This window comes from Kosmotoga sp. DU53 (genome assembly GCF_001639905.1).
In the GTDB taxonomy this organism is placed as follows: domain Bacteria; phylum Thermotogota; class Thermotogae; order Petrotogales; family Kosmotogaceae; genus Kosmotoga; species Kosmotoga olearia.
In genome coordinates, this window is sequence record NZ_JGCK01000058.1 from 23,247 (window position 1) to 43,790 (window position 20,544).

General features: G+C 42.5%; 16 protein-coding genes and 1 pseudogene. 7 read left to right on the forward strand and 10 right to left on the reverse strand.

The window, feature by feature from the left end:
- Positions 1 to 19: 19 nt before the first annotated feature.
- From DU53_RS07120 to DU53_RS07135, 3 genes are all read right to left on the reverse strand, one after another.
- On the reverse strand, positions 20 to 292 hold the full coding sequence (locus DU53_RS07120) for an HU family DNA-binding protein (RefSeq protein WP_015868699.1): 273 nt from the start codon (positions 290 to 292) through the stop codon (positions 20 to 22).
- 1,093 nt (positions 293 to 1,385) lie between these two features.
- Entirely contained in the window at positions 1,386 to 2,024 is a 639-nt protein-coding gene (locus tag DU53_RS07130) for a 4Fe-4S binding protein (protein WP_235599747.1), read from the reverse strand.
- 570 nt (positions 2,025 to 2,594) lie between these two features.
- Complete coding sequence (locus tag DU53_RS07135; RefSeq protein ID WP_063728270.1) at positions 2,595 to 3,425, reverse strand: DMT family transporter; 831 nt, start codon at positions 3,423 to 3,425, stop codon at positions 2,595 to 2,597.
- A 301-nt stretch (positions 3,426 to 3,726) separates the two neighbouring features.
- Between DU53_RS07135 and DU53_RS07140 the strand changes: the two genes are divergently transcribed.
- From DU53_RS07140 to DU53_RS07170, 6 genes are all read left to right on the forward strand, one after another.
- Positions 3,727 to 5,055 carry an alkaline phosphatase gene (locus DU53_RS07140; RefSeq protein WP_063728272.1) on the forward strand — a complete coding sequence of 443 codons (1,329 nt, stop codon included), beginning with the start codon at positions 3,727 to 3,729 and terminating at the stop codon, positions 5,053 to 5,055.
- A gap of 143 nt (positions 5,056 to 5,198) precedes the next feature.
- Complete coding sequence (locus tag DU53_RS07145) at positions 5,199 to 7,853, forward strand: M1 family aminopeptidase (RefSeq protein ID WP_015868703.1); 2,655 nt, start codon at positions 5,199 to 5,201, stop codon at positions 7,851 to 7,853.
- 19 nt (positions 7,854 to 7,872) lie between these two features.
- Positions 7,873 to 8,985, forward strand: coding sequence for a non-hydrolyzing UDP-N-acetylglucosamine 2-epimerase (gene wecB, locus DU53_RS07150; RefSeq protein ID WP_015868704.1), 1,113 nt, complete (start codon positions 7,873 to 7,875; stop codon positions 8,983 to 8,985).
- A gap of 4 nt (positions 8,986 to 8,989) precedes the next feature.
- Positions 8,990 to 10,732: a HAMP domain-containing sensor histidine kinase gene (locus DU53_RS07155; RefSeq protein ID WP_015868705.1), complete on the forward strand. Its 1,743-nt coding sequence runs from the start codon at positions 8,990 to 8,992 to the stop codon at positions 10,730 to 10,732.
- A gap of 849 nt (positions 10,733 to 11,581) precedes the next feature.
- Complete coding sequence (locus DU53_RS07165; RefSeq protein ID WP_015868707.1) at positions 11,582 to 12,982, forward strand: phosphoglucomutase/phosphomannomutase alpha/beta/alpha domain I; 1,401 nt, start codon at positions 11,582 to 11,584, stop codon at positions 12,980 to 12,982.
- 4 nt (positions 12,983 to 12,986) lie between these two features.
- Positions 12,987 to 13,709 (forward strand): NTP transferase domain-containing protein, encoded by a 723-nt coding sequence (locus tag DU53_RS07170; protein ID WP_015868708.1) that lies wholly within the window; start codon positions 12,987 to 12,989, stop codon positions 13,707 to 13,709.
- 75 nt (positions 13,710 to 13,784) lie between these two features.
- Here the strand turns inward: DU53_RS07170 and DU53_RS07175 are convergent, their stop codons facing one another.
- The 7 genes from DU53_RS07175 to DU53_RS07205 are packed head-to-tail and all read right to left on the reverse strand — an operon-like array spanning position 13,785 to position 19,494.
- A complete protein-coding gene (locus DU53_RS07175) occupies positions 13,785 to 14,195 on the reverse strand; it encodes a biotin/lipoyl-containing protein (RefSeq protein WP_015868709.1) in 411 nt (136 codons plus the stop codon).
- Positions 14,189 to 14,551, reverse strand: a complete 363-nt coding sequence (locus DU53_RS07180) for an OadG family protein (protein WP_015868710.1) — start codon at positions 14,549 to 14,551, stop codon at positions 14,189 to 14,191. The genes DU53_RS07175 and DU53_RS07180 overlap by 7 nt, the downstream gene beginning before the upstream one ends.
- A 13-nt stretch (positions 14,552 to 14,564) precedes the next feature.
- The gene (locus DU53_RS07185; protein WP_015868711.1) at positions 14,565 to 16,118 is read right to left on the reverse strand and encodes an acyl-CoA carboxylase subunit beta; all 1,554 of its coding nucleotides are present in this window, start codon (positions 16,116 to 16,118) and stop codon (positions 14,565 to 14,567) included.
- Complete coding sequence (gene mce / locus DU53_RS07190; protein WP_015868712.1) at positions 16,118 to 16,525, reverse strand: methylmalonyl-CoA epimerase; 408 nt, start codon at positions 16,523 to 16,525, stop codon at positions 16,118 to 16,120. Before mce ends, DU53_RS07185 begins: the two co-directional genes overlap by 1 nt.
- The gene (meaB, locus tag DU53_RS07195) at positions 16,522 to 17,391 is read right to left on the reverse strand and encodes a methylmalonyl Co-A mutase-associated GTPase MeaB (RefSeq protein ID WP_063728275.1); all 870 of its coding nucleotides are present in this window, start codon (positions 17,389 to 17,391) and stop codon (positions 16,522 to 16,524) included. Before meaB ends, mce begins: the two co-directional genes overlap by 4 nt.
- Complete coding sequence (locus tag DU53_RS07200) at positions 17,388 to 17,783, reverse strand: cobalamin B12-binding domain-containing protein (protein WP_063728277.1); 396 nt, start codon at positions 17,781 to 17,783, stop codon at positions 17,388 to 17,390. Before DU53_RS07200 ends, meaB begins: the two co-directional genes overlap by 4 nt.
- A 28-nt stretch (positions 17,784 to 17,811) precedes the next feature.
- On the reverse strand, positions 17,812 to 19,494 hold the full coding sequence (locus tag DU53_RS07205; protein WP_063728278.1) for a methylmalonyl-CoA mutase: 1,683 nt from the start codon (positions 19,492 to 19,494) through the stop codon (positions 17,812 to 17,814).
- Positions 19,495 to 19,885: 391 nt separating this feature from the next.
- Here DU53_RS07205 and DU53_RS11955 point away from each other — a divergent pair.
- Positions 19,886 to 20,544 (forward strand): annotated as a pseudogene (locus tag DU53_RS11955) (IS3-like element ISKol9 family transposase); the annotation flags it as partial.

Below are 20,544 nucleotides of genomic sequence, written 5' to 3' on the forward strand. Positions count from 1 at the left end.
GGCAAAACGCCGCCGCGTTTCATTTAACCTTATCTTTCAGTTCTTTTCCAGGAATGAACTTTGGAACTTTGCCTCCGGGAATTTTAATCGGTTCCTTGGTTCTTGGATTTACTCCCTTCCTTGGTTTTCTTTTGACAACAGAGAACGTACCAAACCCGACGAGTCTCACAACTTCTCCACCTGCGAGTTTTTCCTCAATTATGTCTATGATTGCGTCGAGGATTTTGCCGGCGTCTTTCTTGGTCATATGGGTTCTCTCTGCAATGGCAGCAACAAGTTCCTTTTTGTTCATATAACCCCCCCTTAATCAGGATTCGCTCATATTCTATCACTTAGAGATTAAAATTCAAAATTAAATAGAGACACGGTTTTGATACGAGAGTCAGAGAGGGCCGCTACGCGGCGGAAGTACTGAGCAGCGCTCAGGAGGCTCACGACGTTGACGCTCACGAGGTTGAGGCTTGCGGACGCTGATAAAAGCCGAGAATCCGAGAATCCGAGAGTCCGAGAGTCCGAGAAAAAACATGACGCTTGCGATAAAAAACACGAGAGTCAGAGAGGGCCGCTACGCGGCGGAAGTGCTGAGCAGCGCTCAGGAGGCTCACGACGTTGACGCTCACGAGGTTGAGGCTTGCGGACGCTGATAAAAGCCGAGAATCCGAGAGTCCGAGAAAGCTGCTTCGCAACAGCTATGCTGAGCTTCGCTCAGGCTACGCTTTACTACGTAAAGGCTTTGCATTCCTGCGGAATGGCTCTGCGCCTGAGGCGGATAAGAGCCGAGTTGCGTGACTCGAGTAACGACTGTTGGTGGAGCGAGGAATGATGGGACGACGATTGATAGTACGACGCTTGCGAGGTTGAGGCTTGCGGACGCTGATAAAATCCGAGAATCCGAGAGTCCGAGAACCGGTAGCTGCTGTGCAGCGATCCGAATCCCTTTGGGATTGTCACGAACTCCTGATAAGAATCCGAGAAACCGAGAGTCCGAGAACCGATGTAGGAGTAAAATAAAGGCATAGACAAGAAACAGTCCCCATTTTCTTCAGTGCCCTGTAATAGATTTTTGCAGAGGGCAGAACATGTTCTGCCCCTACGACAAAAAACAACGATTTATTACTGCCTAACAAGTCCGGCTCATCATCCTGAACTTGATCCAGGATCCACAGATTTAACTTCGTGAATTTCGTACTCAAGGATTCTCGGTTATTGACCACGGCCGGAATGACATGCTGTACCTTATTTTGTCAGCACCGAAGGTGCTCCAAACATCCGAGAGCGAAGCTGATTCCAAGCACATTCCTTTTTTCCAACTCCGAAAGAGTTCGCATACCCTCAGAAAAACAGGAACAATCCTTGTTTTTCTGAGCTTACCGGATCTCGGCTCTCTACTTCTTGCTAGTCCCTTTGTAAGATATTGCATTTACAGGGCAAACTTCCTTACAGTTAAAGCACAGCAAACATTCGTTATTTATGATTTTTCTCTTTTTGTTGTCAAGGGTTATTACGGCGTCTGCGTTACAAACTTTTTGACATAGGCCGCATTTAATACACTTGTCTTCATCAACTTTAAGACCTAACTTCGCCGGTCTGGATAAGAGCGACAGTATGGTACCATAAGGACAAAAAACTTTATGCCAGAATTCTTCTTCAAAGAACAGAGTGATTACGACACCAGCAACTAAAATATAAAGCAACAAAGGAAGTTTGATGGCGAGAACTTTTACTGCAACCAGTAACCCGAGAAACAGGAAAAGAAAAGCATATCTAACTACGAGTTTTTTCATAATTTTCGGAGTTTTAAAACGCTTTATATGGAGTTTTTCATAGAGCCAGCCTATTGGCCTAAAAACTGTTTGAATCGGACAAACCCAGCCACAATAAAATCTACCAAAAAAGATTGAAAGGACTGCTAAGCCGCCAAAAATCAAGATCCATGACTGTAGGCTTTTTCCGATGAAAAGAAACAGGAAAACTAGGAATGCACCTATTTCGATGATAGTTCTCATAACTTTTGTAAAACTCAAAGCAATCCCTCCTGCATGCAGTTTTTTAGGGTTGTTTTTTAATTATAACTTGTGTAAGAGTGCGAATCAGTAACATTTGTTACATGAGAGAGTGAGGCTGTGATCATTAACGTTGTTGGTTGTGCAAAAAACACGAGAAACCGAGAGGGCCGCTGTGCGGCTGGTGAGCACGCTAGCGCCTGGGTAAGCCCGGCTGCGCCGGGGGTGAGCCTGACGAAGTCAGGGGTAAGCACTCCTTCGGAGTTGATTACAAATACGAGAGCGGATATAGGGTATAGTTTTTAGGGTATGGTTGTTTTCTCTAAACCCTAACACCTAGACCCTAAACCTCAGACCCTAGACCCTCTCTTTTGCTTTTTTTCAAAGCCGCAACGAAGTTGCGCAGAGCCGCTGCAAAGCAGCCTTTCGCTTTTTGATTTTTACGTACAACGCACAACGTACAACCAACAACGGGTTTTATCGCCGCGCAGCGGTTCGCGTCGCTCCATCAGCTGACAGCGTTGCAAGCCTCAGTTGTGCATTGGTTACCGGTTCTCGGATCTCGAACACCGGATCTCGGATTCTCGGTTTTTAAATCATCAATGAAAGAATTATCACTACTATACCGATGAGTTTGAAAGCGCCGATTTCTTCAGACAGGAATATGAAAGCGAGAAGAGTTGCAACCACCGGTTTGAGGTAAAACACTCTGCTTGCTGTTGAGGCTCCAATACGCTTGGCGGCGGCAAAAAATGTAAAGTATGCAATGCCGGTAACACCGATTCCAAGATGCAGAAGAATCAGCCAGCTCGAAAGATTTAGGGATGTAATTTTGAACTGGCCGAATAACATAAGGGTCGCTGAATACACAACACCGGAAAAAAAGGAAGAATAGGCGGTTGCTGTCAGCGCCCCGTGTTTTAACACATGAGGTTTAAGCAATAGGGTGTAAAGTGCGAAAGATATGGCGGAACCTATTCCGAAGAGAAAACCAGTAATTGTGTCTCCTTCAAGCATGCCGCTGATAAAAATCAGTATTCCTACAAATCCAAGAAATGTCCCGATGAATTTCCTTTTTGAAGGTTTTTCAGAGCCAAAAAAGGGAGCAAAAATGGTTACAAACAAAGGGTTAGTGGCAATTAATGTAGCCGCGGTAGAGGCGTTTCCAAATTTAACAGATAACTGAAGAAAGGTCATAGATACAATTGTGTTCAATGAACCTATCATTGTGAGTAAAATGATTTCTCTTGGCGGGAGTTTTTTTTCAATGAGGGGCATTAAAAATAATCCTCCAATGAAGAAACGAAAAGCTGTCATAAAGAACGGATCGATTTGTCCCATAAGCGGTTTTGAGACGATTTCCATGCTGGAGAAGAAAAGGAGTGTTATAGCAAGATATAGGGTTGACAAAATAGACACCATCCTGTCTTTTGTAGTCTGCTCTTTAAGTCAAATTATACCTGAATTTTATTGGAGTGTTTTTTTACCTGGTGAACTATTTTTTCTCAAAAGGAAATAAAAATTAGCTAATTTTTGTATAAAAATAGAAGTGTACGAATTTAGTGATATCAAGAAGAATTGCCAGCTGATATTCTGCAGAAAATTGGTAATCTGTATTACTAACAGCCCATAAATACCGGTAGTTGTTATGAGATATTCTGTAATAAAACTATGCGATAGTGGTATACTTTTAATGCCACATTCATTAAAAGGGGGTTTGTTTATGCGAAGGTTTTTGCTTGTCTTTGTTCTTTTGCTTATAGTTTCATTGCTCGTTGCTTCTGGTGTTAAGAACGTTATCTACATGATTGGTGACGGTATGGGAATTAACCATGTCCTTTTGACAAGTTATCTTGAGGGTAGGGAACTTTACATGCTTCAGGCTCCCTACACAGGGTTTGTCCTGACTTTTTCAGCAAACAGCAATGTTCCAGATTCAGCGGCTGCTGGAACAGCTCTGGCATGTGGTTATAAGACCAACAATGGGATGATAGGGATGCTTCCAGATGGAAAGGTGGTCACCAACATCGCTGAGATCGCGGCTCAGTATGGTATCAAGACAGGAATTGTTGCCACCTGCCGTATAACTCACGCTACACCTGCTGCTTTCTATGGGCACGTGAGTTCGAGAAGAGATGAAAATACACTAGCTGAGCAACTCGTAGATAGTTATTTGACAGTTGCTTTTGGTGGCGGTTGGAGACACTTCGTTCCAACGGGTGGTAAAAGGAAAGATGGGAAAGATCTTATAGCAATAGCTAAAGCTAATGGTTTTGACTACATCACGACAAAAACAGAGTTGTTGAATTACGATGGTGACAGGGTCCTTGGACTCTTTAGCTACAGCCATCTCAAAGCTGCTTCCGAGAGAACTGGAGAAGAACCAATGCTTCCGGAAATGGTTGAGAAAGCTCTCGAGATACTTTCAAAAGACGATTCTCCCTTCTTCCTGATGGTCGAAGGTTCTCAGATCGACTGGGAAGCCCACGGAAACGACGTTTACGGTCTATGGAAAGAAATCGTCGAATTCGACAATGCTGTGAAAGTCGCTCTTGATTTTGCAAAGGAACACCCGAATACACTCATCGTTATTACTGCAGACCATGAAACAGGCGGTCTCGGACTCTCCACAGGCGGATACACAATGAATCTCGAAAAGATAAGGAAGGATTACACAAAAACCGCTGATTGGATAGTTTCTAATTTCGGTGATTCCGATGAGGAACTCAAGGAAGCTGTCAAGACATACTTCAATGTTGAGCTCACCGATGAAGACCTTGCATATTACCATGAAGAAAAAGCCAAATCTTTCTACGGTGCAGGAAATGCTATCGGGAGAATCCTCAGCAACAAAGCCCAGATAGGCTGGACAACACATGACCACACAGGAGGAGCTGTCCCGATATTCGCCTTCGGTCCAGGTGCCGAACTCTTTAGTGGCGTTCATGACAACACCGAGATTCCAAATTTGATTGCTTATCTCCTTGGAATCGGTAAGGTCAGTGATGTTGAGTATGGTATTGAAGATGTCCCGTTGGTTGGTGGACATTGAAAATAATTGAAAGATTTTAGGGATTTAGCGCCCCGAGAAGGGGCGCTTTGTTTTGTATGTAATATATAATTGTTTTTAGGAATCATTCTCAGCTTTTCTAACAAAATGCAGAAAATTTTGGTGGTTTCCAAGGGGGATTTAAAATGAAAAAAACGCTTTCTTTATTTTTTTGTCTGTTTGTGTTTTCGCAGTTGTTCGGTGTTTTCTATGATATCGATGCTGTTTTCGAGCCCGAGGCACTTAGTATTTCGGGGACAGTAACGGTCGATACTGATGGAATAGAAACAAGGTTTTTGCTGCTTCCAAATCTTTCTTCAGAAGACAATCCTTTTATACACAGTTTGTTCGAGCAGGGAAAAAATAAGATGGAGATCCTTGGAGTTTATAACCCGGCTGGAGAACCTCTGAATTACAAACTGGAAACCTATCCGGCCACTCTTGTGGGAGCGGAGGAATTGAGGCGGAATTCGTTGCTAAAGGTTTTTACAAAGGAAAAAAGGATAATTATTTCGTTTAAAACGGTCTTTACTGAGAGTTTTCAGCCGGAAGAAGCAATGCTTGATGGTTTCTTTTTATGGCGGTTTGGCTGGTATCCGCTGCTTGTTGAAGATGTGACAGGATTTGCATTGCTGCCCCACTCATGGGATTTGAAGCTATCCCTCCCAAAAGGGTGGACGGCTGTTACCGGTGGAGAATACATAGAAGAGGGTCGTTGGAAGTCAAATGGGGATTATTTCTCCTGTCCTATTGCATTCGTTAATTCGGAAGATTACACTTCCATGACTGTTGATGGAAATGGTTTTACTGTGGAGGTTTATTATCGGAAAGGGCAGTTGGGAACGGCATCAACAATCGCGTTGAATGCCATAAGGGTTTTGCAACATCACATACCTCTTCTCGGGGATTTGAAGTACTCGACGATTCGTATTCTTCAGGATCCATACCCTGGGCTCTATGGAATCACCGCCGATGGGCTCGTTGTACTGGGGGATGGTTTTTTCACTACAGCTAATTTATGGGCCGATGGTTTGCTGGATCCAGTAGCTTTTTATGTTGTTGCACACGAGTTGACCCATCTCTGGTTTGGAATAGGTGCTGGCGTGGATTTTTTGAAGAGCAACTTTTTGAGCGAAGGTATGACGGATTACGTTGCCCATAGAACAATGTTTGATTTGTGTGAGAGGGACGATTATTTGAATTGGGATGCTCCAGATTTTATGTTGATTTTACTTTCTGAACTTGGAGTTCCCGATACTTTTTCGGAAGCTGACCAACTTTCGTTCCTGGATATGAAAAGAGCAGGGGTTAAGGCAAAAATAGCTGCAGCGGTTGACGAGATTCCGCTGAATTACCAGAGCTATGTTTATTATCAGAAGGCTAAAAGAGCCTTTTTTATGCTTGAGGATTATCTGGGAAAAGAAAAGCTTCTTGAGATTCTCAAAGATTATTACGAAAAATTCTCTGGAAAAACGGTTTATTCGGAACAATTTCTTAGTTATTTTTCTAACTATGTAGATCGGGAAATTCTTGAGGATCTCTTCTTAAATCCAGAAAATTTCGATCCGAAGGTTTATCCTGTCAGCGACGGGATACGGGTAGATCTTCAGGATAGGAAAGTTCCTGTAGAAATCCTTGTGGAAACTAATAATGGAAGCGAAAGTTTTATCACCACAGAATCAACTACTATAAAAGTTGGAAATCTGAAAGCCGTACACGTCGATCCCCATATGCACACTTTCGATATTGAAAGACACAACAATCACTGGCCACCTATTTTGAAGATGCCTGGTGAAAAAGAACCGAGTAACCTCGATGCTTATGAATTCAAAACAGATTCGAGTATAATGTTTCAATCAGATGGGCTCGAGGTGAGTTCAAACTTCATTTTTACCATGTTCCCTTATGTGAAAGTCGGACTGACTGCTGATTCAATTTACCTGTACGACGGTTCTATAGATAATCGTTACGGTGCTTTTCTGCAGTTCTCACCGAATAATTATGTTGCATTAGCTCTCTCCTATGACGAGTTAAATGGCTTTGGTGGCGAGTTGAGATTGGCTCTTCCTGAAAAACTCAATATAGGTGCTTCTGCACCCCTTTTGTCCCCGCGGCATAATCTGGTCGTTCAAGGGGGCTATGTTGATTCTGACAGTCATTATATAGATGTGTTGTATGATTTCAACAATGTTATAAAAAATGGCTTTGAAGTATCGTCTGAGTATTTTGCAGCTGTTCTATCAGGCGACTTCATCGATATACTGGGGATTTATGGTGGGTACGTTCCTGAGGTTGATTGGACTTTCACCCCGATCTTGTCTGTGATTTATCTTAAGGAACTTAACGAGAATGATTTCATAGATCCTTTTTATGATTTAGTTACGATGGAAGCAACATCAAACGAGGAGGATCCGTTATTTTCCCTGGTAGGTGGTACGGATGAGTTTTTAGAACTTTCGTTGGGGGTGTCGGTGGATCTTTTCAGTACGAGGAGAATGAATTTTTTAAACTTGTTCTCCATTGGTGGTGTGGGGATTTCGCTGGAAGCAGATTACAGGCGCTTTGAAGAGTATAGAACTATTGGTTTGCATGCGAGTTTTGTCCCGCTTTTGTACATTGTAGCTGATACACCTGTGAGGATACCGATAACTTTTTCGATACTTTATGAACCAAGTGAGGACATTTCTACTTTAGCTTTTAAAATAGGGATTTCTCCTGGAAACTCAATTTTCTATGGTCAGGTGATTGGCTGGTTGGCTTCTCCATTAATGATACAATATGACAAAATGATGAAATATTGAGCTCTAGGGGGGAACTCGGTTGAAAAAAATAGCGCTGGTTTTTGGTACGCGGCCTGAGGCGATAAAAATGGCACCGGTTTATCTTGCTTTGAATGGTTCTCCATTGCAACCTGTAGTTATCGCCACGGCCCAGCACAGAGAAATGCTCGATCAGGTGCTCGAATTGTTTGGTATAACACCGGATTACGATCTGAATATCATGAAAGAAAGGCAGAGCCTTTCAGATTTGACATCGAGACTTACTAAAGCTCTGGAAGATATATATAAGAATGAGAAATTTGCTGCCACGCTCGTTCAGGGAGACACAACCACTACCTTTGTGGGTGCTCTGGTATCCTTTTATCACAAAGTCCCTGTGGGGCATGTGGAAGCCGGATTAAGAACCAATGATATTTACAATCCTTTCCCTGAAGAGGTAAACAGAAGACTTGTTAGCGTTATAGCCACCTATCATTATCCTCCCACCGAACAAGCGAGGAAGAATCTTCTAGCAGCCGGGATTTCGGAGAAAAACATGCTGGTCACTGGTAACACAGTGATAGATGCCCTTTTATGGACTACAAAAAATAAGAGCCTTGAAGCCAGGAGAATTCGTGAATCTCTTGGTTTGGAAGATGAGAGTTATATACTCATGACCATGCACAGGCGTGAAAATTGGGGAGAACCTATGAGGGAGGTTATGAAAGCCATCAAAAAGATTCTTTCTGAGAAGAAGGACCTGAAGCTCGTTTTTCCAGTCCATTTGAACCCGGTTGTTAGAGAAGTAGTTTATGAAGAATTGGGAGAGTATCCCCGGGTTTTACTTACAGAACCACTTGATTATTTGCCTTTTGTTTCCTTGATGGAAAAAGCTAAGCTTATTCTTACCGATTCTGGAGGGATACAGGAAGAGGCTCCTGCTCTTGGAAAACCCACATTGGTTTTGAGAAGCGAAACGGAAAGACCGGAAGCTTTAGAAGCCGGAACAGCAAAACTTGTGGGTACATCAGCGGAGAAAATAGTCGAAGAAACGCTCAAGCTTCTGAATTCGACTGAAGAATACGAGAAAATGGCGAAATCTGTGAATCCTTTTGGCGATGGGAAGGCTTCCGAGAGAATAGTTACACACCTTATCGAGGCTTTCGGAGCGTGATATAGTGTCAGGTGAAATAATGGTGGAAACAATTGTTTTGATCATTCTTATTGTACAAGCAGTGCTGATGATTCCTATCAGTATCCTTTTTGTCGTGTTCAACAGACGCTCTAAAGATATAATACCAGCCTGGGATTTCTTCTGGATTTCTTACGCTGCGAATCGTATTATCGCCATCTATAAGTATTTGAAAGGCTACAATATAATAATAGCGCTGTCGGAGAGTATTTCGTATAGCCTTCAAATTTGGGCTTTACTCGTGGTTATAAAATTTTACTCAGATGATACGAAGAAATATAATACTTTCTTCTATCTACCGATTCCAGCAATGGTTATTCTGAAATTTCTTGGTGTTTACAATTGGTATTATCAGGCTTTGGGGTTTGTATTGCTGGGAATTGTTATGGCCTGGGTTGGATTGGTTCTAATAAAATCGAAAAAAATGCAAACAAAATTTGGTCGAATCTTAAGCTGGGTTGTTTTCTTTTCAGGGATTCAAACTGCTCTGTACATTTTCTCAAGAAATACAGTATTTGCCCTGATAAGATACCCAATAAACATTCTATTGGCGTTCTTGATCTTTATTTACTATCTTCTATACAGAATCGATGATGAAGTAAATAAACGTGTTAGTACCGAGCAGATGCTGAACAACATGGCTGAAAATATCTCAGACCACCTTGCATTGAGAATAAACGAACGCGGAGAAATTCTTTACTCTACCCCCTCTATGAATAACTTTGTGAGTTCAACGAAGGAACTTTCCAGGTTTCTAAGGGGCTTTGATGAGGATGACAGGAAAAAGTTTCTTACAACCTTTGAAGATTCCTTGTTTTTTGGAAGACAAGGTGAATTAGATCTTTCCATAAAACCGGAAGGGAGCTCTTTTGAGAAGAGATTCCTGGTTAAGTTTTATCCTACAAAGTATCTCGGAACAAAGGTTGTAGATGTATTTTTTCTGGATATAACAGAACAGTTAAGACGAGAGAATTTTTTGAAGAAGCAAAAGGAAGAAGCTGAATTACTCAATAAATCACAAGCGGCTTTCTTTTCCAATATATCTCACGAACTTCGAACGCCGCTTACGATTATTCTTGGTTATTCAGAAATGCTCTATGAGATAGTTGGACCTGCGGAAAGAAGAATGGTTTCTATGATCGCTGATTCGGCGAATTACCTTCTCAAACTGGTAAACGATATACTGGATATCTCAAAAATCACTTCCCGCGCTGTAAAGGTTGAACCTGAAAGTGTGAACATAAAGCTTCTCGTAAACAATATTCTCGAACAATTTAATAGTCTGGTGGAGAAAAAGGGTATCAAATTAGAATCTAAATTGATGATTTGCAGGGAAAACTTTGTAACAGACAAAACAAAGTTGCAGAGGATTCTCACAAATCTTATAGGTAACGCTATAAAATTCACTAATGAAGGAGTCGTCAGGGTCCTGGTCAAAGAAGAGGGAAGTAATGTGTTCCTTTTTGCCGTAGAGGATACTGGAATAGGTATAAAGAAAGAATATCAGGATAAGGTATTCGAACGCTTTGTCCAAATTAAAGATGATAGGTCCCGTGTAAAGTTCAAAAAAGGTACCGGGCTCGGATTACCTCTAACCAAGGAGTTAGTGCAGTTGCTCGGCGGGAGGATCTGGCTGCAATCTGAATATGGGAAAGGAACCACAGTATATTTTACTCTTAAAGAGTTGAACCACTCCGAAGAGAAGCAAAAAGGTGATAAAAATGGATGATGAATTTGAGGCGCTTTTTCAGGAACTGCAGAATGAGAGGGCATGTCCTGAATGTGTTAAGTGTGGATATTGCTGTAAAAACACTCCCTGTTATTGTGGAGAGTGGGATGGGAGTAACAGTCAATGTAAATACCTTACGGAAGATAATCTGTGTTCTAAATATCAAGAAATAGTGGAATACGAAGAAAGCTTGAATCTGAGGGTGAGATTGTTCGGGTCAGGATGTTGCCTGAATTTCCTGAATCCTGACAGGTTGAGAATACTGAATGGTTCGAAGCATTGAATTGGTCTTAGAATAATATCGAAAAACAATAGATACTCGCGAGGCGGAAGTGCTGGACTACGTCCAGGAGGCTCACGACGTTGACGCTCACGAGGTTGAGGCTTGCGGACGCTGATAAAAGCCGAGAATCCGAGATCCGAGAATCCGAGAATTCGAGAGTCCGAGAAAAAACATGACGCTTGCGATAAAAAACACGAGAATCCGAGAGGGCCGCTACGCGGCGGAAGTGCTGAGCTGCGCTCAGGAGGCTCACGACGTTGACGCTTGCAGACGCTGATAAAAAGCCGAGAACCGAGAACCGGGATTCGAGATCCGGGATTAGAAATTAAATGCGAGATTGGATGTTGGAGACTGGATTTTAGATAAAGATCTGGTCTAGGGTTTAGAAAAAGAGACGTACAACGTACAACCAAAACGAGAATAGGTGTTTGAGATCCAAGAAAGCTTCAAAGATGGAACGTATGCCAAATAAGCCGGAGAAGAGTACGAAAAAGGACTTGAAAAGTCCACTATAAAGGCAGAGTAGAACTAATTGTTGAAAAAGACAAGAAAGCAGGGGAAATCTTATGATAAAGTTTGGTACAGGCGGTTGGAGAGGGATTATAGCCGAAGATTTTACCTTCGATAATGTCAGAAAAGTGGCGAAAGCCCTGAGCATCTATTACAAAAAGAATTTTAAGAGTCTAAAACCTGTGATTGTTGGGCACGATTTGAGATTTTTATCCGGGAGGTTTTCCCGAGCTTTTTCAGAAATTCTTGCAGAAGAAGGTATAAAAGTATATTTTGTTGAGGATGCCTCTCCAACTCCGATGATAATGTATGGAGTTGAAAAATTATCTCTGGATTTTGGTGTGATGATCACCGCTTCGCACAATCCGCACGAATACAATGGAATCAAAATCATCGTGGAAAAGGGGAAGGATGCCCCAGTGACTGTTACTGATGAACTTGAAAGAATCGCCAATAGCATAGATGGTAAATTGGCGCGTAGAAACTTCTTCGAATATATAAATGAAGAAAAAATCGTTTACTATGAAAATAAAAATGAGTATATAGATTCTTTGTTAGCTTTTATCGATACGGGATGTATAAAAAACAGGTCTTTCAAAATACTTTTTAACCCGATGTACGGTGTTTCCAAAGATATAATGCTTATGTGCTTAGCTTCGTTAAGATGTTATGTAGATCTGATGAACGCTTATAGAGACACCATGTTTGGTCTCAAATTACCATCTCCTGAAAGAAAAAGCCTTCTGGATATGGAATACAAAATGAAGGAAAAAAAGTATGATATGGGTATAGCGACAGACGGTGATTCTGACAGGATAGGAATTTACGATGAGAACGGTAATTATATAGACGCGAACAAGATACTGGTATTGCTGTACTATTATCTGTTGAAGTACAAAGGAATGAAGGGAGGAGTTGTTAGAAATCTCACCACGACACACACTCTCGACAAGATTGCAGAAAAATTCGGTGAGAGAGCCTTTGAAGTACCCGTTGGGTTCAAGTATATATCCGAGAAGATGGAAGAATACGATCTCTTGCTTGGTGGGGAGAGCAGTGGTGGCTTAAAGATAAGAGGTCATGTGAACGGAAAAGATGGAATACTTGCAGCTCTTTTGATGGTAGAAATGGTGTGCAAAACCGGGAAAACAATAGGAGCGCTATTGAAAGAGATCGAGGATGAGTTCGGAAAGAAATACTTTAAGATGGAAAATATAAAGATAACTAACAAGGAACTACTGAAAAAGCGGTTTTTCGAAGATAAATATGTACCTGAAATAGGAAAGAAAGTAAAGAGGATCTCCTATATGGATGGGTTGAAGATATACTATGATGACGATACATGGCTCTCAATAAGATTTTCAGGAACTGAACCTGTGCTTAGAATAACCTGTGAAATGAATTCGGAAGATGAAGCAGCGAATGTGATAGAACGTATTATTTCTGTCATGAGGTGATTTGATGATCGAGTATCTCGTAATTCTCGCCGCCGGGAAAGGGACCCGCTTAAAGGCATCGACTTCAAAACCCCTTGTGAAAATCAACGATAAGAGTTTGATTGAATATGTTATTGGTAACGCAAAGGAGTTCGTGGACAGGATTTATATAGTTGCCGGTAACCACAATAAAGATGAATTAAGAGAGCACCTGGGAGATGGGTATGAATACTGTCTTCAGAAGGAACAGCTTGGAACTGCCCATGCCTTTAAGTGCGCGCTTAACAGCATAAAGAGCGATTCTGGAAATGTCATGCTTTTGTATGCTGATACGCCTTTAATAAATAAAGAAACGATAAAGAACATCGCCGATGTTCACCTGGTTCAAAAAAATGACATTACCTTTCTCACTGCTGAAACGAATACCTGGTTCCCGTACGCGAGTGTGTTGAGAGACGAGAGAGGGAACTTAATAAAAATAGACGAGACTTATGATTCGTCAAAATTGAAAACAAAAGAATATGCGATAGGCGCATACGTTTTCGGTTTGAGGTATGCGAAGAAGTATTCAGAAAATTTGCACCTTTATGGCAGGAAGGAATTTTATATAGATCAGGTAATAAATGAAGCCATAAAAAATGGTGACAAAGTGGGTGCCTATAAGATTAAAGACGATACCCAGATAAGAGGAATAAACACCCCTGAAGATCTTGAATTTGCTAGAAGGCTGTTGGGCAAAGCAGACTGATAGTCATTGATCCTTGAATAAAAAAGGGAGCTATCGTGAATGACAGATAACTCCCTTTCTTATTTTTGAGGGAAATTATTCGAGTACTACCATCACCTGTCCCGCTTCTACGTTGTCACCTTTGTTTACTTTTACCTCTTTAACGACGCCATCGAATTCAGACAGGATGTTATTCTCCATTTTCATAGCTTCCATTACGACCACAGTGTCTCCAGCTTTAACATGGGTTCCCGGTGATACGAGTATTTCGAGTATTACTCCGGACATTGGGGCGATTATGCTATGGCCTTCGGATTGAGCCGGTTGTGGTTTGGTTTCTTTTTGAGGTTTGGGCTTAGTTTCTTCTTTTCTGAGAGGCTGAGATACAACCTTAGATGGTGCTGGTGACGGCGCAGAAGTTTGAACCTTTGTGGCTTCTGAAGACAGTTCTTCGACTTCAACGATGTATTCTTTCCCGTTAACTTTTACCCTGAATTTTCTCAGCATTTCTTGCTCCTCCTTGGTTTCCATTGTGTCATTGGTTTTCTGCTTTTCCAGCTGGACCGGAGTTTCCTTGATGGTTTAATGGATCTAATAATGAATCTGTCGCTTTCGATGATAGTAGTGATTGCAGCTGTGATGGCAGCAACAAGCTCTTCTGGCTGTTCTGATTTCATGATTCTTTCTCTTTCATACTTCATTTCTTCTGGACTAACCTTGTAGCTTTCCCTGAGCATAGGCCTGGATTTTTTTGCCGGGGAAAGAATCTTGCCCATGCTAACAAAAAAGACGTACAGTATTACAAAGGTTAGGAAAACTACCGAGAGGCCTATCAGGGTAACCTGACCTACTGTCAAATCCACAAAATGTCACTCCTCACAGGGGAATGTTTCCATGCTTTTTCGTTGGCCTTCCTTCAACCTTGCTATCTAAAATCTCCAGTGCTCTGGCAATTTTTAGTCTTGTATCCGCTGGATCTATTACTTCTTCTATGTATCCCCTCGCAGCAGCCGTATAGGGATTTGCAAACATTTCTTTGTATTCTTCTATCCTTTCTTTACGTACTTTTTCGGAATCTTCGGCTGCCTGGATCTCTTTTCTGAATATGATGTTTGCCGCACCCTCCGGTCCCATGACCGCTATCTCAGCTCCGGGCCAGGCAAAGACCATATCGGCTCCAAGATGCTGACTTCCCATTGCTATATAAGCGCCGCCATAAGCCTTTCTGATGATGGTTGTAATTTTCGGGACGGTTGCTTCACTGTAAGCGTAAAGAAGCTTGGCACCGTGTCTGATGATGCCGCCGTGTTCCTGGGAAATGCCGGGAAGGAATCCTGGAGTGTCAACGAATGTGATTATTGGGATGTTGAAAGCATCGAGGAATCGTATAAATCTTGCTGCTTTATCGGAAGAGTCGATGTCCAGCACGCCAGCATAAACAGAAGGTTGATTGGCGATAATTCCGACAGAACGGCCAGCGATCCTGGCAAATCCTATCACTATATTTTTTGCGTAGTGTTTGTGGACTTCAAGGAATTCGCCGTTATCTACAACGAGTTCTATTACTTTTTTTACATCGTAAGCTTGTTTTGGATTCTCTGGCACGATTTCTCTTAGTTCCGGTACTTGCGAGACTGACATTGGTTCGGTAATTTCAGGTTCTTCTGAATTGTTCTGCGGAATGTAGGAAATAAGTTTCCTGACGAGCTGCATGGCGTCGCTATCGGTCTCAGTTATGAAGTGAGCAACACCGCTTTTGCTGTTGTGGATCATGGCACCACCGAGTCCATTTTTGTCTATATCTTCGCCGGTAACCGCTTTGATAACCTGTGGACCGGTGATAAACATCTGGGATATCTGATTAACCATTATTATGAAATCTGTGATTGCAGGAGAGTAAACCGCTCCACCGGCGCAGGGACCGGCAATTACGGTTATCTGTGGTATGACACCAGAAGCAAGGGTGTTTCGATAGAATATACCGCCGTAACCATACAGGGAATCGACGCCTTCCTGAATACGGGCACCACCAGAATCGTTTATCCCGATTATCGGGATTCCCAGCTTAATGGCGAGATCCTGGATCTTCATGATTTTTTTCGCATGCATTTCACCAAGAGAACCACCTTGAACTGTGAAATCCTGTGAAAAAACAGCGACTTTTCTGCCGTTTATTTCACCAATTCCGGTAACAACACCATCTGCCGGGAAATCTTTTTTATCAAGTCCAAAGAAGGTTGAACGGTGTTTGACGAATTTATCGATTTCTTCAAAGCTTCCAGGATCGCACAGCAATTCTATTCGTTCCCTGGCGGTAAGTTTTCCCTGAGCATGCTGTTTCTCTATTCTCTCTTTTCCACCGCCAAGGGTTATTTTTTCATCTAGCTTTTTGAACTTCTCGAGTTTTTCGTTCAACTCATCACCCCCCATTAGTGTTGACCTTCTACCATTTCTATGAGAACACCGCCGGTGGTTTTTGGGTGCAGGAAGATTACTTTTGTTCCACCGGCACCCGGCTGAGGTTCATCGCTGAGAGGTTTAAAACCACCGTTTTTAGCCTTTTCGAGTGCTTCATTGATGTTATCGACGTGATAAGCTATATGATGGATGCCTTCACCCTTTTTTTCAAGGAATTTCGATATTTGACTTTTCTCATTCAAAGGTTCTAGTAATTCTATTCTCGTGGTTCCAACTTTTAAGAATGCAACCTTTAGCCCCCTTTCCGGTAGTTCTTCTATTCCTCCAAATTCCAATCCGAGGAAGTCCCTGTAAAGCGGAAGTTTTTCGTCTATTGAGCGAACAACGATACCGATATGGTCGATACGATCGATTTTCAAGCTTCTTCCCCCCTATCGAAGTTTTTGATGAATTCCAACAAAGTGTCCAGTTTTTCATCTTCCAGGAATCTTTCCTGTATGATTTCACAGATACTGTTGAGTTTATGAAAACGCTCTCTGTGTGCACGTTTTTTGTGTATCAAACCGGTTTCAATGAGTTTGGACAGTTCCTTTTCCACCAGTGCACACAATTTGTCAACATTCTTGCCGCTAACCGCGTTTGTGAGGATGACCTCTTTTTTTCTGTCGGAAAATGCTAGCATCGCCTTTATTTTGTTTACAAGACTCGCGGCGCCGTCAACGTCCATTTTGTTGACGACGTAGATGTCACCGATTTCCATTATACCTGCTTTTAGCATTTGTATCTCGTCGCCGATTCCGGGTGCGAGTATCAACAAAACTATATCGGCTAGGTTGACAATATCGGTTTCTGATTGGCCGGCTCCAACGGTCTCAACGATTATCTTTTCAAAGCCGCATTTTCCCAGCAATTTTACAGCATCGTATATGGCAGGGCTCAACCCTCCGACTTTTCCTCTACTCGCCATGGAGCGCACAAAGATTTTATCATTTTCCAGGGCATGCCTCATTCGTATCCGGTCGCCCAGAATGGCACCCCCGGTGAACGGGCTGGAAGGGTCGATGGCTATTACGGCCACCGAATGATCGCTGGAAAGTTCTGTGGCTAATCTATCTACCAGAGTGGATTTCCCTGCACCTGGACTGCCAGTAACCCCTATAACATGATATTCTCTTTCAGGAAGAGAATCTATCAGTTCCTTTCCAGCTATTGGATCCCTTTCGACGGTGGTAAGTGCTTTAGAGATCCAGAGTGGGTCTTTCGACAGCAATTTCTCTATCTTCATTTTTTCATCGCAGCCTTAATTCTTTCTATGATATTTGCTAATGGGGTACCGGGACCAAAGACCTCGTATATGCCCATTTTTTTGAGTTCTTTTGCATCATCTTCCGGTATTATTCCACCAACGAAGATTGGTTTGGATTCTATCCCGGCTTCTTTCATCAATTTCAGGACTTTTTCGCAAAGCCGCATATGGGCTCCTGAAAGTATAGATAATCCTATGATATCAACATCCTCCTGCAACGCGTCTTTGACGATTTTCTCTGGTGATTGCCTGAGGCCTGTATAAATAACCTCCATTCCGGCATCTCTCAAAGCCATAGCAACAACTTTCGCACCTCTATCATGTCCATCGAGTCCCGGTTTTGCTATTAACACTTTTATCTTCTTATCCATTTCTACCACCTCGCAATTTGAATAAGTTTCAGAGGATAACAGCTTCCGTGTATTCGCCGAAGACATCTCTCAAAACATTCGAAATTTCACCGATGGTCGCGTAGGCTTTTACGGCATTAAGAATATAAGGCATCAGGTTTTCGTTACCCATGGCCGCGTTTTTCAATTCTTTCAGGGTTTTCTCCACCTTTATGTTATCACGCTTTTCCCTGAGAGCACGTACTCTTGCTTTCTGTTTTTCTTCAAGTTCTTCATCGACTTTGAGAATCTTCTTTGGTGTGGTTTCTTCTCCGGTAAATTTGTTGACTCCAACGATCACTTTCGATCCTTCTTCAATTTCTAGCTGATATTTGTATGCTGTATTCAATATTTCTTTTTGGATGTAACCTTCTTCGATCGCTCTAACCATTCCACCGAGTTCATCTATCCTTTTTATGTATTCGGTAGCTCTCTTTTCAATTTCGCTCGTCAAATGCTCTATGTAATATGAACCGCCAAGCGGGTCGACAACATCAGCGACACCTGTTTCATGGGCTATTATCTGCTGTGTTCTAAGAGCTATCGTAACAGATTCTTCAGTTGGAAGCCCCAGAGCTTCGTCGTAAGAATTCGTATGGAGTGACTGGGTGCCTCCGAGAACCGCGGCAAGTGCCTGGAAAGCGACCCTGACAATATTGTTCATCGGCTGTTGAGCGGTTAACGTTGACCCTCCCGTTTGAGTATGGAACCTCAACATGAGGGCCTTTTTATCGGTTACACCAAAGCGTTCCCGCATGATCTTACTCCAGAGTTTTCGCGCGGCTCTGAACTTCGCTATTTCTTCCAGGAAGTTGTTGTGAGCGTTGAAGAAGAAAGACAATCTCTTACCGAAGACATTGGGATCAAGGCCGGCTTTCACGGCAGCTTCAACGTAGGCTATACCATCTGCTAGTGTGAAAGCAACCTCCTGGACGGCATCTGCGCCGGCTTCACGTATGTGGTAACCGCTGATACTGATTGTGTTGAATTTGGGTAGGTGTTTCGAACAGTATTCGAAGATGTTTGTGATTATTCTCATCGAAGGTTCTGGCGGGAAAATGTACGTCCCTCTGGCGATGTATTCTTTTAGGATGTCGTTTTGTATCGTTCCTCGCAGTTTATCGGAGGAGACGCCCTGTTTTTCGGCAACTGCTATGTACATTGCGAGTAAAATGGCAGCCGTTGAGTTTATCGTCATGGAGGTACTTACCTGATCCAGAGGAATTCCGTCAAAAAGGACCTCCATGTCTTCCAGTGAATCTATTGCAACTCCGACTTTTCCTATTTCGCCCTCTGCCATGGGATCATCTGAGTCGTATCCTATCTGAGTTGGGAGATCGAAGGCAACTGAAAGCCCCGTTTGTCCCTGTGATAGAAGGTATTTGTAACGTTTGTTGGATTCTTCGGCGGTTCCAAAACCGGCGTACTGTCTCATCGTCCAGAAACGACCGCGGTACATGGTTGGTTGTACTCCTCTTGTGAAGGGGTATTCGCCAGGGAATCCAAGATCATGTTCGTAATCCAGTTCAGCGATATCTAACGGCGTATAAAGCCTTTCAATCTCTTTACCAAAGGAGGTTTCGAATCGTTCTTTTCTCTCCGGGTATTTCTGAATAACTTTTTCAACGATAGTCTTTTCCCAGTTTTCTTTCAAGGTTTCAAGGTGCTTTTTCTCTTCAGGATTCAAGGACATCATCATCCCCCCAATTTTTTTCGGAGTTTCTCACTTCAAAACTAAATCAAAAAAGCTATTTAGTCAACAGCTATTGGGAAAAGATAGGAACGGATAGATGATTTTAGAGTGTTTTTCTTTCGAGAACGAAGAATCCGAGAACTGAGAGGGCCGCTACGCGGCGGAAGTGCTGAGCTGCGCTCAGGAGGCTCACGACGTTGAGGCTTGCAAACGCTGATTAGAAGCCGAGAATCGAGATAGCCGCTGCGCGGCGCTCCGAATCCCTTCGGGATTGTTACGACCGGCTGCGCCGGTGTTACGAACTCCTGTGGAGTTGCCTCCGTAATCACCCCCTAAAGAAATAGGACAAGAGATAACGAAGTGATAGTATGAAAGAAAAGGGGGCGAAGGGATGAGAGGCAGAGCACAATATTCAATGGAATTGAAGCTAAAAGTGGTAAAGGAATACGAAGAGGGTCACAAAAACACAAGAGAAATCAGGGAAGAATACGGGATACCGGATTCTACATTATGGGGTTGGATAAACAAATACAGAGCGGAGGGAGAAAGTGCTTTTGAACAGAAACTCAGAGCTGGAGATTTCATTGTTGATCCAACGAAGATACCACCTGTTCTGTACAAAGAGATAGGGCTCGACAAGATAAAGAAAGACCCAAAAGAGCTAAAAGGGGTTCTCAACGAAATCGAGAAATACAAACTCATAATAGCAGAGAAAGAATTGGAAATAAGGTTGCTAAAAGAAGCTCTAAAAAAAACTGGAAAAGGCTAGCAGTTGAACTTTTCGCTGAAACATATATGGGTTATGGTTTTTCAACCTCTTATCTTTAGAGAATCTTTGGAATAACCAGAAGCAGTTACTATCGCAGGAAGAAACCCGTGTTCTTTCTCAAAAAGACAAAACCAGGTAGAAGGCGCAATTACTGTCTAAAGACAAACGGTGAAAAGTTCGAAGATAAAGAGCTTGAAAAACTACTCAAAGGCATATACAGCAGAGTGAATCCATATGAACCTGAGTATTATCTGAAAGTATTAGGAAGCAAGAAGCTCAGC